At 54.9% G+C, this 12,887-nt stretch carries 15 protein-coding genes; 6 read left to right on the forward strand and 9 right to left on the reverse strand.

Features of this window, described 5'->3' with window-relative positions; all coding sequences use genetic code 11:
• Positions 1 to 14 precede the first annotated feature (14 nt).
• A complete protein-coding gene (locus AB1598_14280) occupies positions 15 to 1,007 on the reverse strand; it encodes an aldo/keto reductase (GenBank protein MEW6146176.1) in 993 nt (330 codons plus the stop codon).
• Positions 1,008 to 1,374: 367 nt separating this feature from the next.
• Here AB1598_14280 and AB1598_14285 point away from each other — a divergent pair, with 367 nt between their 5' ends.
• The 5 genes from AB1598_14285 to AB1598_14305 all read left to right on the forward strand — a co-directional run bounded on the left by AB1598_14285 (position 1,375) and on the right by AB1598_14305 (position 6,058).
• Positions 1,375 to 2,277: an AraC family transcriptional regulator gene (locus AB1598_14285; GenBank protein ID MEW6146177.1), complete on the forward strand. Its 903-nt coding sequence runs from the start codon at positions 1,375 to 1,377 to the stop codon at positions 2,275 to 2,277.
• A 149-nt stretch (positions 2,278 to 2,426) separates the two neighbouring features.
• On the forward strand, positions 2,427 to 3,473 hold the full coding sequence (locus tag AB1598_14290) for an alcohol dehydrogenase (GenBank protein MEW6146178.1): 1,047 nt from the start codon (positions 2,427 to 2,429) through the stop codon (positions 3,471 to 3,473).
• A 529-nt stretch (positions 3,474 to 4,002) separates the two neighbouring features.
• Positions 4,003 to 4,563, forward strand: a complete 561-nt coding sequence (locus AB1598_14295) for a hypothetical protein (protein ID MEW6146179.1) — start codon at positions 4,003 to 4,005, stop codon at positions 4,561 to 4,563.
• A 128-nt stretch (positions 4,564 to 4,691) separates the two neighbouring features.
• Positions 4,692 to 5,273: a hypothetical protein gene (locus AB1598_14300; protein MEW6146180.1), complete on the forward strand. Its 582-nt coding sequence runs from the start codon at positions 4,692 to 4,694 to the stop codon at positions 5,271 to 5,273.
• A gap of 98 nt (positions 5,274 to 5,371) precedes the next feature.
• Positions 5,372 to 6,058, forward strand: a complete 687-nt coding sequence (locus tag AB1598_14305; protein ID MEW6146181.1) for a surface-adhesin E family protein — start codon at positions 5,372 to 5,374, stop codon at positions 6,056 to 6,058.
• On the opposite strand, the gene AB1598_14310 is transcribed toward AB1598_14305, so the two are convergent.
• Genes AB1598_14310 through AB1598_14320 form a run of 3 tightly spaced genes read right to left on the reverse strand, consistent with a single transcriptional unit; the run spans position 6,050 to position 7,143 of the window.
• Entirely contained in the window at positions 6,050 to 6,496 is a 447-nt protein-coding gene (locus tag AB1598_14310; protein MEW6146182.1) for a DUF488 domain-containing protein, read from the reverse strand. The genes AB1598_14305 and AB1598_14310 overlap by 9 nt on opposite strands.
• Positions 6,497 to 6,508: 12 nt before the next feature.
• A complete protein-coding gene (locus AB1598_14315) occupies positions 6,509 to 6,856 on the reverse strand; it encodes a DUF86 domain-containing protein (GenBank protein ID MEW6146183.1) in 348 nt (115 codons plus the stop codon).
• The gene (locus tag AB1598_14320) at positions 6,853 to 7,143 is read right to left on the reverse strand and encodes a nucleotidyltransferase family protein (protein MEW6146184.1); all 291 of its coding nucleotides are present in this window, start codon (positions 7,141 to 7,143) and stop codon (positions 6,853 to 6,855) included. The genes AB1598_14315 and AB1598_14320 overlap by 4 nt, the downstream gene beginning before the upstream one ends.
• A gap of 148 nt (positions 7,144 to 7,291) precedes the next feature.
• Here AB1598_14320 and trpS point away from each other — a divergent pair, with 148 nt between their 5' ends.
• Positions 7,292 to 8,296, forward strand: coding sequence for a tryptophan--tRNA ligase (trpS, locus tag AB1598_14325; GenBank protein ID MEW6146185.1), 1,005 nt, complete (start codon positions 7,292 to 7,294; stop codon positions 8,294 to 8,296).
• 21 nt (positions 8,297 to 8,317) lie between these two features.
• On the opposite strand, the gene AB1598_14330 is transcribed toward trpS, so the two are convergent.
• The 5 genes from AB1598_14330 to AB1598_14350 form a co-directional block, all read right to left on the reverse strand.
• Complete coding sequence (locus AB1598_14330; GenBank protein MEW6146186.1) at positions 8,318 to 8,473, reverse strand: hypothetical protein; 156 nt, start codon at positions 8,471 to 8,473, stop codon at positions 8,318 to 8,320.
• Entirely contained in the window at positions 8,473 to 9,093 is a 621-nt protein-coding gene (locus AB1598_14335; GenBank protein MEW6146187.1) for a hypothetical protein, read from the reverse strand. The genes AB1598_14330 and AB1598_14335 overlap by 1 nt, the downstream gene beginning before the upstream one ends.
• A gap of 528 nt (positions 9,094 to 9,621) precedes the next feature.
• Positions 9,622 to 10,620 (reverse strand): calcium-binding protein, encoded by a 999-nt coding sequence (locus AB1598_14340; GenBank protein MEW6146188.1) that lies wholly within the window; start codon positions 10,618 to 10,620, stop codon positions 9,622 to 9,624.
• A 158-nt stretch (positions 10,621 to 10,778) separates the two neighbouring features.
• Positions 10,779 to 11,747 carry a DUF523 and DUF1722 domain-containing protein gene (locus AB1598_14345; GenBank protein MEW6146189.1) on the reverse strand — a complete coding sequence of 323 codons (969 nt, stop codon included), beginning with the start codon at positions 11,745 to 11,747 and terminating at the stop codon, positions 10,779 to 10,781.
• Positions 11,748 to 11,998: 251 nt separating this feature from the next.
• Positions 11,999 to 12,784 carry a hypothetical protein gene (locus AB1598_14350; protein MEW6146190.1) on the reverse strand — a complete coding sequence of 262 codons (786 nt, stop codon included), beginning with the start codon at positions 12,782 to 12,784 and terminating at the stop codon, positions 11,999 to 12,001.
• Positions 12,785 to 12,887: the final 103 nt, after the last annotated feature.

A 12,887-nucleotide genomic window follows, 5' to 3' on the forward strand; every position in this document is an offset into this window, starting at 1 on the left:
CCTCCGTAAGTGCATCAATCCTGACCGATCTGCGCCATCTGTCTCGCATCCATGCGGCCGCCATAGATCTCGATCCGGGAGAAGGCCGTCTCGATCTCGCGAAGGTCTGCTGGCGTGAGTTGGACATTGACCGCGTTCATGTTCTCACGCAGGTGATCCATGTTACCCGTGCCAGGGATCGGAACAATCCACGGCTTCTGCGCCATCAACCATGCCAGCGCGATCTGGGCAGGCGTTGCACCCTTCTTGGCGCCGAACGTCGTCAGAATCTCGATGATCGGCTGGTTGTTCTTCATGACCATGGGGGAGAAGCGTGGGAACCCTGCTCGCAGATCGGTCTTCGGGTCGAAGGTGGACTGTGCATTCACATCCAGTTTCCCGGGCAAGAATCCCTGTCCCAGCGGTCCCCACGGAACGAAGCCGATTCCAAGCTCTTCACAGGCTTCAAGCACGCCGTTGTGTTCCGGGCTTCTTTCGATGAGCGAGTATTCGGTCTGGATTGCTGCGACCGGTTGAACGGCATGCGCTCGGCGAATGGTCTTCGCTCTCGGCTCCGAGAGGCCGAAGTGCAGGACCTTTCCGGCCTTGATCAGATCCTTGACCGTGCCAGCCACGTCCTCGATCGGCACGGTGGGATCGACCCGGTGCTGGTAATAGAGATCGATGCGGTCGGTCTTGAGACGCTTCAACGATTCCTCGACGACCTTCCGGATATGCTCCGGTCGGCTGTCCAACCCGTTTGTGCCATCGATCTTGAAGCCGAACTTGGTGGCGATGGCGACCTTGTCACGGACCGGCGCGAGAGCCTCGCCGACCAGTTCCTCGTTCACGTAAGGACCGTAGACTTCGGCCGTGTCGAAGAATGTGACGCCTCGCTCGTATGCGTCGCGAATCACTCGGATGCCTTGGGCCCGGTCTACACCCGGCCCGTAATGGCCGCCGCTGATGCTCATGCAGCCACAGCCCAGCTCCGAGACTTTCAGGCTACCGAGATTTCGGGTTCCCATTTTATCTTTTCCTTTTCCAGGTTCTAGAGACTGCGCGTTTAAACCTGCTGCCAGCAATATCCCTGCGCTAAGGAGTGCAGATTGCTGGATAAATTGCCTTCTCGTGCAATTCTTTTCTTGATTCATGATATGTCCTCCTATAAATATCTAGGCCTCATTTCTTTTACTTTTGTTCCACATCATCCGGCTGACTGATTGCGAATGCAACTACTGTTTTGTCCTGTGCTTATCAGTATAACCATCCGGGAATATGGTTATGTAGACAGATTCTGCTTATTTTTTGCCTAATAGTCCGAAACTCAAGAGAATCATGTTGTGAAACCGTGTGTCTTTTGATAATCTTTGTAAAATGAGTGAGGCAAACAGCATGGAAGATATGCGGAAGGTGTTTGCAAGCAGCATCGCCCGTTTGACCTTTACCGGTGACCAGCTTGAGACCGCAATTCCAACCTTGTCTTTTTATCGCCTGTTCGGACCCATGGAGCTTAAGAGCCATATATATGAGCCATGCGTTTGTTTGATAGCACAGGGAGCCAAACGCGTACTGCTAGGAGCAGACACGTATGTGTATGACTCGCGCAATTTTTTGATATCGTCCCTTCATCTACCAACATCTGTGCAGATTATCAAGGCGAGCCGGGAAAAGCCCTACATGGGGCTCATGTTGAAACTTGATCTGCGAGAGATTTCACGACTAATGGCAGAGTGTGATTTTCCACCGTCGCGTTTGCAGCAACCAAGCCGTGGACTGGTAGTCGGTGAAGTCACGTTGCCATTGCTCAACGCCTTTCAACGGTTGATCGACTTGCTTTCAGAGCCGATGGATATCCCGATTCTTGCACCGATCATCCAGCGGGAAATTATATACCGTCTACTTGTGAGTGATCAGGGGGCTCGTTTGCGCCATATCGTGTCTGAGGAAAGCCGGAGTCGCGAGATATCACAGGCTATCGATTGGCTGAGGAATAACTTCACTCAACAATTGCATATAGATGATCTAGCAGCTCAAGTCCATATGAGTACATCTACATTCCATCATCACTTCAAAGCGCTTACGGCTATTAGCCCACTTCAATTTCAAAAACGATTACGTTTAAACGAAGCGAGGCGGCTAATGCTCGCAGAGCGTATAGATTCAGGGACCGCGGCTTTTCGGGTTGGTTATGAGAGCCAATCCCAGTTCAGCCGCGAGTACAGTCGTTTGTTTGGCGAACCACCATTACGCGATATCACAAAATTACGCCGAATGGCGGATCCTGTAAGATTATAGATTAGAGTATCGGAGCACCAACACACGACTCAACTGGAGTTGAGAATTTCTTTTCTATATCCATGCCGAGGTGGAGTCGCTAATGATTCATAATAGTGGCAAACTCGTTCAGGATTAATTAATATCATAGAAACTACGGAGGACTTCACATGAAAGCAACAGTCTACCACGGAGCGAGAGACGTAAGGGTCGAGACGGCCCCCGACCCGGTCATGAAATCGGACAACGACGTAATACTCAGGATAACAAAGAGCGCCATTTGCGGCTCAGACCTGCATTTCTACAGGGGCGGCATCCCGCTCGACGACGGCTTCATCGTCGGCCACGAGTTCATGGGAGTAGTTGAGGAAGTCGGAAAGGGGGTCAAGTATTTCAAAAAGGGCGATAAGGTCGTGGCTCCTTTCTGGGTGAGCTGCGGGCACTGCGTCAACTGCCTTAACGGCTACCCGACATCGTGCAGGGGAGGGGGAGGGTGCTTCGGGTTCGGCGAGGCGCTCGGAGGTTTCTGGGGAGGACAGGCCGAGTACGTGAGGGTGCCTTTCGCCGACACTACTCTCGAAAAGGTTCCCGTAAGCCTCGCCGACGAGAGGGTGCTCTTTTTGGGCGATATATTCTCGACAGCGTATTTCTGCGCCGAGTGGGGGAAGATAAATCCCGGTAACACGGTCGCCGTATTCGGCGACGGGCCTCTCGGGCTTCTCGCGACCGCCTCCGCAAAGCTGTTCGGGCCTTCGAAATTGATTACCGTCGGCCGTCACGATTACAGGCTCGATATAGCCAAGAAGATGGGAGCGGATGCGGTAATTAACTCGAAGAACGAAAGCGCCGTGGACAAGATACTGGGGCTCACGAACGGGGAAGGGGTCGATGTCGCTCTCGAATGCATCGGGTCCAACCAGGCCGTGCTCGACGCGATAAAGATCGCAAGGCCCGGAGGCACCATATCGTTCATCGGGTTCATGTTCCAGGAGCTCCCCATTCCCATGCTCGATTTCTACCTCAAGGACCTCACGTTCAGGGGCGGAGTATGCCCGGCGAAGAACTATATAAGGAAGCTCCTGCCGCTCATAGAGACCGGCAAGATCGATCCGACGGCGGTCATCACGCACGACCTCCCGCTCACCGAAGCGCCCAGGGGGTACGAGCTCATGGACTCCAAGGCCGAGAACGCCATAAAGGTCGTCCTCACTCCGTGACTTAGGCTGCAATTAAACACGAATCTTCCCGAATAAGACGCTGAAATGCTGAATCAGAAAATTTCCCTCTCCCTTGAGGGAACGGTTCCGAGCGTGCGCAGGAACCGGTCGGACTTACAACGAAGCTTATGTAGCTAATCAGCTTCAGGCTCAATGCCGCTTTAACCAAATCAGGTGAAGGGTGAGGGTGTACCTTAATCTTCCTGTCATTCCCATTTTTAAATTTGATTATATCGCGGCTGGCCTGTCCAGAATACTGAATCAAGTTCAGCACAGGCCTGTTTCAGGAAAGCCGCTCCTACATTTATGATCACAAGCCCCCCCAAAGTCCGGTACGGAAATCTCGTCACTTCCCGATAACCCCGCCGTTACCGTGGCACTGCGCTCCCTCCTTAATTAATACTTTACAAAGCCGATAATAATGTTAATAATGTTCTTGTCCTTGTACTCACATGCAACAGTCGGCGAGTGGTGCTTCCGTGACGGGGACGAAGAATCTCAAACTTTTAATTCGTAACGAGGGTGATGAATGCTCATAAACTGGGATAGTCTCGGTATATCCGGCGAAAGCAGCTTCCTCCAGCTCTTCTACGATCCCCATTCGGAGACCCTGCTCGCGCATTTCTTCAGGGGCATCGGGAACGGTTACGGGCTCAAGAGCCTCTGGGCGCGCCGCATCCCGAACGACATGTATGTGAGGCTCACCCCTTCGGACGATCGCCTCAGCTTCGAGGACCCGGTGCTGTGCCCTTCCTCCCCGCACGTATTCGCTAACGTGATGCGCGTCGGCATGAAGGAGGGCGGTTTCGACGGGTACGAGTGGCACTCAATTCAGCGCATAGATCTCAGGTCGGGGGATGCGGACGTAATCGCCGCGAGCGGAGGGGCGGGAGTAAACGGAGGGCCCGAGAAAATATGGATAAGCACCCTACACGGCTCGAGCGCCGACGGGAGCGAGCTCTACTGCTCGGCGGCTTTCCAGAAGAGAGGAGAGGGCGCCGTCTCCCCGACCGAATACTACCTGTCGCGGCTGAACGTAAGCGAAGGGAGGATCGAGCGGATAACCAGGCTCCCGGCGACGTTTCTATAGTCCGGAAGGGCGAAGTCCTTCCCATGACAGTCGCGGGATCGTCACCGCCGCCGGATAAAATATCTGACGAAAACCGTCCCGGTTTAGGTTAAACTATACCGGCATACCACATAACGGAGGTAGTTTTAATGAGACCGGCAGTACTTTCTTTAATTATCGCACTACTTACGGCGGGGGCTTCTTACGCCCAGGATAATAACCGTCAGCAGATGAACATAACCAGCCGCAGTTATTCCCTGAAGTCGAGCTCTTACATGATGGGCAGGTACGCGGGGATACTGAGCGACATGATTTCGGGCGCGCTGAAGATGGATATCAGCGACGACCAGAAGGCAAAAGTATCGAAGCTCCGCGATGATTACATGTACCCCATGTCCAGGGACGAGAGTGATCTGCGCAAGGCCGATATGAAAGTCATGAAGATGCTCGGAGACCCGTCCTTCGACCCTGCCAAGGTGAAGGAAGAGATCGCGAAATCGGACGCGCTCGACAAAAAGGTCTCGGATATGTACGTCGACGCGCTCGTCTCTCTCAGGGACGCGATAGGCAAGGAAAATTATGTGGAGTTAAACAAGTCTGTTACCAGATACCGGGACAGCCTCGTCCAGATGAGGAAGAATAGACAGCCGCGTTCGATGACGCGCACCATGATGAAGAGCGAGCCCGAGAAGACGGGCACGCCTTCCCCGGCCCCGGATAGTAAAAATTAAGCGACCCGATGGAGATCGTACCGGAGGGACGACCGGGCAGGGACGCTCAGGCCCCGGCCCCTGCCGTTACACCAATCTGCCGTGCGAGGATTATCCAGATGAACATGCCCCTTACGCTGATCAGGAACCTGTTTCACAAAATCACGGAGCGCATCCCGTCATATAGAGAGCTCAAGCCCAATCCGCTCATTATGGTCTTCCTGACGGCTGCCGCTATCGTCTCGTGCGCCGCCAGGGAATCAGCTGAGCCTGCGGTCAATACGGACGCAGTAACCCCGGGGGCCTCCGCCGCCGAGGGCGGGCGAGATTCCAGGTCCGCGGCGCCTGAGGACGCCGAGGCTCACGGTCTGATGCCGCCGGGCTCGCACGTGGCGGCGGCATCCCGCGACGACGACTCATGGCGCCTCGTGACCGACGTGAACTCGGAGAGGGAGTTCGAAGTCTACGTCGACACTTCCACGATCCAGACGATAGACGGCGAGGTGTATTCGTGGAGCAAGCTCGTATTCGATGAAGACCAGAGGGACTCCGACGGGCTCGTCTACAGGGAGGTCGTTATCTCGTCCGCGATAGACTGCGCGAAAAATACCTATTCGTACAAGTCCTCCAAGTTCTACGACGCCCTCGGGCGCATGGTGTTCATGGAGAACATCGCCACGAACACGAGCGAGATACCCGCGAAGTCGGTCAGCAGGCACATTGCGGATTTCGTCTGCGGTTACGACCCGGCCGCGGCGAAGAAGGCGGCGCCTCCTATAGCGAATCCCCCGCAGAAATCAAAATAGGCCCGAATGTGTCTCGGACTCCTTTGCGTCGTATATGTGAACGACGTCCCACCCGCGCAAGTGGAGCGCATGAGAGATGAAGCTTCTGTGGCATCTTCTCCAGTCTAGCTCTGCGCACATGAAGGCCGTACTTTTCCCCGACGCAAGCGCTTCGAGAGTGTTTAGACCGTATTCGAACCCGGGCGTGCCCATGTACCCCTCGTATCCCCACTCCTTGAGCCCGCCGAGCTCGTTTATCCATACGTACTCTATGCCGTGCGCGGGGAGCTCTTTCTCAAGCACCTCCCTGTCGAAATGCGGGTTCCGCCTCGAGCGCGGATAGCTCCTTATGTCGGCCAGCGCCTCTATGCCGTAACGCTTCAGGATTCCGAGGAATTCATCGAGCGCCCTGTTCGAGTGGCCGATGGAGAAGATTTGCTTCTTTGCGTTGGAGTTCAAAGTTTCGGGATGCTATTCACTTTTAAGGTCATCGAGAATTTTTGTAATATCTTTGATGAGCTGCGGGATATTGTTAGTAATGGTTTGCCATACGAGATCATAATCAATGCCGAAATAAGCATGCGTTAAATTATCTCTCATACCCGCCATGTCTTTCCAGGGAACATTTCTATATTTTAATTTTATATCATCCGGAACACGTTTTGCCGCCTCGCCGATAATCTCAAGTTTTCTTATGACAGCGCTCGATGTTTTTTCATCTATATTGAAGTCTTCTAAATTATGTTCTTTTATGAATTCCACGATGTGATTGCAGGATTCTAAGATATCGTGGAGAAAGAGCGTTGAGTCCCTGCTCATAAATAAACAGTATCGGACAGTATCTTGTCCCTGATCTCGCTGCGGATGGCTTTTTCGGAAAGGACATCTACCTTGATATTCAGTTTTTCTTCCAGATATTCAGTCAATCCGGACAGTTCGAATAAGGAGGCCCCTTTTTTGAACCTGACAAGCACGTCGAGGTCGCTTCCCGCACGGTGATCGTCTCTAGCATATGAGCCGAAGATTCCCAGGATCTCAGCCTTGTAATTCCTGGACGCTTCTTCCCTGAGGTTCCTTAGATTGTCGATAATTTCACGTCTGGTCATGCGGTAATTATACCATTTCAAACCCGTTATTCGTCAATCCCATGCGTCCAATCATTTCAAACCCTTTCCCCTTCCTCCACTTTTCTCTCCCTTCCATGTATATTAATCCCCCAAATCAGCCGGATAAAAGAGAAGGAGTATCGAGCTCATGTCTAAGGGTAAACCGATTCTGGTCACGGGGGACAGGCCCACAGGGAGGCTCCACCTGGGGCACCTGGTAGGCTCTCTCTTGAACCGCATAAAGTTCCAGGACGACTACGACTGCTATTTCCTCGTGGCCGACCTCCACATGCTCACGACCCATTACGACAGGGTAGGCGAGGTCGAGCGCAACACGATAGAGATGGTCACGGACTGGCTTTCGGTCGGGATGGACCCGGCGAAGTCCACGTTCTACATACAGTCGCAGATACCCTACATCGCCGAGCTCTACGCCATACTCGCCATGTTCTGCGGCGTCCCCCGCGCCGAGAGGATACCAACTCTCAAGGAAAAGGTGCAAGACATGGGGGTCGGCGAAAACTACTCCGTAGGCCTGCTCGGATACCCCGTCCTCATGGCGGCCGACATACTCATGTTCAAGGCCGAGAAGGTCCCCGTGGGCGAGGACCAGCTTAGCCACGTCGAGCTCACGCGCGAGTTGGCCAGGCGTTTCAACTTCCTCTACGGCGAGTTCTTCAAGGAGCCCGAGCCCGTCATAAGCGAGACTTCGCGCCTCGTGGGGACCGACGGCAACAGGAAGATGTCGAAGAGCCTCGACAACTGCATATACCTCTCCGACAGCCCGAAAGAGGTCGAGGCCCGCGTGAGGAGCATGTACACCGACCCCAAGCGCATACGCGCCGACATCCCCGGCACCGTAGAGGGCAATCCCGTCTTCATATACCACGACGCGTTCAACACGAACAAGGAAGAGGTTGAGGACCTCAAGCAGAGGTACAGGACCGGAAGCGTCGGCGACGTCGAGGTGAAGAAGAAGCTCTCGCGCGCGATAAACGAGCTCCTCGAGCCGATACGCGAGAGGAGGCGGGAGTTCGAGAACAGGCCCGATTACGTGAGGGACGTGCTAAGGGAAGGGACGAAGAGGGCTTACGAGACCGCACACGGGAACATGGACGATATAATCACGAAGATGGGGTTGTATAAACCCTAGACCGCCCGATTCCATCTAGGTTTACACGGGCCCCGAGGCTGAATCCTTATCCTCTCCGTCAGGCTCGTCAGGGCCGTGATTCTCCCTGCCATTCCCGTCATCCTTGTAATATCTGTCGAGCCAGAAGAGCGCCCCGAACGAGGCGAGTATGCCGAGCGCGACGAGGAGCGTTGTCATCACCTGCTCATCGCCACGGGCTTTCCGCCGATGATGTCCTTCATGTGGTCGAGGATGATGGACTCGATGTAGCCGTTCGACATCACCTCGTACCCTATGGTCCCCGCAAGCGTGTAAGGCCTTATCGAATAATCTATCTTGACCCCGGTGACGCTGTCGGACACTTTGGTCACCTTGATCTTGAGGTTCTCCTGTGTGAATATCGTATCGGCTGTGCCCGGCGTGTATTTGGCTACCTTTTCCAGGTAATAGTTTACGTTGGAGTTGCTCGTATCCGACCTCGAAGGGTATGTGTACGACCTGAACAGCTTTCCGCCCTTTTTGTAAACATACGCTTCCTGGAGGCGTATCGAGCCGTCCTGCTGCTCGACGAACGCGACCGGCCACTTGAGGAACTGTACGCTCTCCACGGCCGCGCTGAATACCCTGTCGTAGGGGGCGTTGAAATTCGTCTCCTGATCCGTCTCGCCGGACGTTACTATCGCCCCTTCCTTATCGTCTTTCCCCGTCTCCGACGAGTCGGCCTTCTTTGTCCTGTATGATTTTGGAATATATACGCTCTTCTGGCCGCACCCTGCCAGTATAAGGAACGGAATTATAAAGAATATCTTTCTCATCATTCTCCCCTGCACTCTAAAAATGTAACATATTATTCCATAATTTCCCTCAAAATTTTAGCACACAAAGTGTGTGTTCTACGATTCTTCCCAACCTTCCCGGCTCGAACCGGCAACGAAATCCAACCCGTCCGCACTGAGGTGCGGAATCTGCGCTCATATACGTTTCTTCCGTCTCTTCTCCATACGGCCGACAAAACCCGTTCGTCCTGACGAGGGTAAACCCTGCGCGCAATTCTCCCCTTCCTGTCATTGCGAGGAGCGAAGAGACGCGGCAATCTCCAGAAAATGATAGATCGCCACGGCCTGGATCCTGAAACAATCCTGAAACTGGCTCAGGACAGGGTTCGGGACAGGCAGCCTCGCGATGACTGAAAAAAAGGGTTGTCAGCTCATATGTACGGATTTGTTCTCATCCGGATGATTTATGCAACCCGGCGGCCACTGCTTGATGTAAAAGCAGGACCGTGTATAGCGTAGGGAAGGGGCCCCGCACGAGCAAGGCCCCGCTTTATCTTGTCCGTTTGAACTCTACTCTTCCAGATCCTGCTGAAAGTCCATTATCGATCCCGACCCGCTGTCATCGCTCTCGCTCCGGAGCTCATCGGTCAGGTCTTCGGCGACGACCGCCGCGGCATCTATGAGAGCAGAGGTCATGTCGTCAGTCGAAGGCGCCTCCCCTTTGACGGCCGTAGTGCTCAGGAAAACTATATCCGAGCACTCCCCAGTTATATTGAACCCGAGCGGCTCGCCCGCCACGACGACGTTGTCAACGAAAATCACGGTCCTGTTGACTACCAGGTCGCAGATTCCAGAGGCGTTGAATATCAACTCGTCAAGGAGGCTCCCGTCGAAGTCCGTGTCGAAGACCCCGAAATCCACTATGCAGTGAGTGGAGGACGTGGCGAAAGCGCCTAACCCTAGTATCGCGCCGTTGAACGGGATGTCCGTAAGCACCAACGATACGTCGAACCCGTTCGAGGTGAGGCCGACGAGTATCGCGTTGAACGGGTCGACGAAGAACACGCCGATGTTGCTGAAGTTCGTGGTGAGGGGCGGGCTCTGGCATACGAATCCGTTCTCGCAGTTGTTTATGTTATTTACGCCCGCGCCGCCGTCGCAGTCGTCGGTTCCGCCTGCTCCGTTCAAGGTATCGTTGCCGTTATTGCCTCTCAGAGTGTCGTTGCCGAGGCCGCCCAGGATGAAGTCGTGCCCGGCCTGGCCGAATAACGTATCGTTCCCGCCTTGCCCGAATACCTGGTCGTGGCCTGCACCGCCTCTTATCGTGTCGTGGCCGGCTCCTCCGCATATTACGTCGTTACTCCCGAGGCCGTATATCTCGTCGTTCCCGCCCAGCCCGTGGATCACGTCCGGGCCCGGGGTGCCGAATATGACGTCGCCGAATGGCGAGCCGACGATCGTAACGAAAAACCCGTTGCACCTTAACTGTGCAAAGGCATCTGCTGAATACAAAGCGCTTGCGGACGCAAGCAATAAGACGTACGAAAAGGCTATGAATACGCGTCTCATGGCGAATACCCCCTCTAAGGTTTTTACAATTTGTAAAACCCACCGCCTCCATCCACATGATAGCAAAACGTAATAGTGTTGTAAATACATTAAACATTGAGAGCGGCGGCGTTCGGTATTATCAAGTGTTTACAGCGGATAGAGGACGGGACTGGGGCTCAGAAATCTCTCCCGTTGCCCGAATCCGGGAGCTCCGTGAGGGCCCGCGGGTAAGGCTCGAAAAAGGTCTGGCGTCCCATGTATTCCTGCTCGTATTTTATCACCCAGGACTCGAGCACGGCGAGGACAGCCGAAAGCGGTATCCTCTCCTCCCTGTACGCAGCGAGGAGGTCAAGGAAATGGGCCTTTTCCCTCCCGGTGAGCCTGTCGGAGAAATATCCGAGGGCGTGCATGAGGACGTTTATCGATGACGGCCGCTTCCGGGGCGATGCGAGCGCGTGCCCGAGCCTCTCCCCGTACGCCGCGATAGCCTCTCCGGGCGGCTTCTCATCGGAATTAGCTGTTATTCTTCCGAGCGTCCTCAGCTCTTTCCGGCTGTACGACATGAGGAGGAGCTTGTTCTCGGTGTGGAAGTTTATGAGGGCGCTCGCCGTGCCCGCATTTTTCACTCCCCTGAAGCGGGCAAGCGTGTAGAGCTTGGTCAGGAAATGCTCCCTGATGCGGAAATTCCTGAGCCGCCCCTCGTCCTCGACGGCAAGCCCCGGGAACCTCTCCAGCACGGCCCCTGCGAAGAAACCCGCCCCCTTGCCCGACGCTACCTCGCCGTAGGGGCCGGGGAATTCCTTCGCGTCGCTTAACCCGCACGAAGGCGAGCGGCTCTTGAGTATGAACCCGTCCGCTTCCGTCAGCCCGCCCAGGAACCTCGCGGAGAACCCGCGCATGAGCGCCGTGAGGTCCCTCCCTGTCGCGGGCTGAATGAGCCTCCTCTCGCCGCCCTTGCTCACGATCCTCACGGGGTCGCGGGGTACGCCGAGGCCTATTTCCAGCTCCGGGCATACGGGCCTGAACTCCACCCAGCGTTTCAGGGCCCCGACGAAGTTATCGGGGATAGTCTGTCCGTTGTACCTGCAAGCGTCGAACTCGAAACACCTGCTCGCGACGACTACGGGTTTGGGAAAGGTTCTCATTTTACATTATGCGGTGTTCTGCTGATGACGACTCTTATAAATCTTACAGTAAAGCTCTCGGATGCGCACGGCTTTTCTATCCTTCAATACTTCAATAAACTCAGGACGGGCTCCTGCCCGGGATGGACGAACCGGTTGTATTTTATTCCCTCCGCTTGTCCTGAACCATGTCCTGAACAGGTTTCAGTATTGTTTCAGTAACTAAAGGAGGGATAGGGAGGATTTAGCTTTATAATCTCTTTTCGAATCTACTACTGAAGCGTCGTCGGCCTCTTCTCATCCTCAGGGGCAAGCGAGCGGTTTATCGCCTCCCACCTGGAGAGCAGCATCGCGAGCACCTTCTCGGCGTCCTCGGCGCTCCCCTCCCTGGCGAGCGTCAGCACGAGCCATAGCTCCGAGACCGAGTCCTCGGTCCTTATCTGCTCAGGCTCTATGCGCGATGTTATCTCTCCGTAATTGAGGAGCACGAAGCTCTCCGGGTCGAATCCCGAAAGCCAGTGCCTCAGGTTGCCGGCCCCCGAGCCGAGGTCGCTCAATATGCCCGAGAGCGTAGGGCTGCCCGCGGCGCCCGGCGAGGCGAGGAAGGCGTCTATGTCGTTCACGGCCGCGTTCAGCCTCCCGAGCGCGGTCCCCACCCTGGTCTTGTAATAGATGGCGTCCTGCCTGACGGCCCCGAACCCCGTGTGCGTGAAAAAGTACTTCTTCTCCGTTCCGTCGTACATGAGGAACCATTCGAGCGGAATGAAATTCTCGGCGCTGAATATATTGGGGTTCGCCTTTGAGCCCACGGGCGTGAGATAGTACTTCCCCTCTTCGTCCTTCATGAAGAAGCAGTCCTCTATCATGTCCTTGTCGATGCCGAGCTCCTTCGAGAGAGACTCCCTGAACGCGCTGTACTCGCTCCCGTACCACGCCGTATTGGGCGTAGCCGGGCCGTCCTTGAACCTCTCGTAAAAGGAGATGTAGCTCCGCCAGTAATCGTATTTTTCCCCCGTCTTGTCGAGGGGCTCGTATGTCATGAGCACTGACAGGGCCATGGCTTATTTCTTAGTTTAGCAAATTGTCCTGGAAATCCCTAGCGGCCGGTCTGCCCGAGAGGGGAGGGGAGAAGAGGGGAGAGGAGCCGAACAGGCATGCGGG

Source organism: Thermodesulfobacteriota bacterium (assembly GCA_040754335.1).
Classification (GTDB): domain Bacteria; phylum Desulfobacterota_D; class UBA1144; order Nemesobacterales; family UBA2774; genus 2-12-FULL-53-21.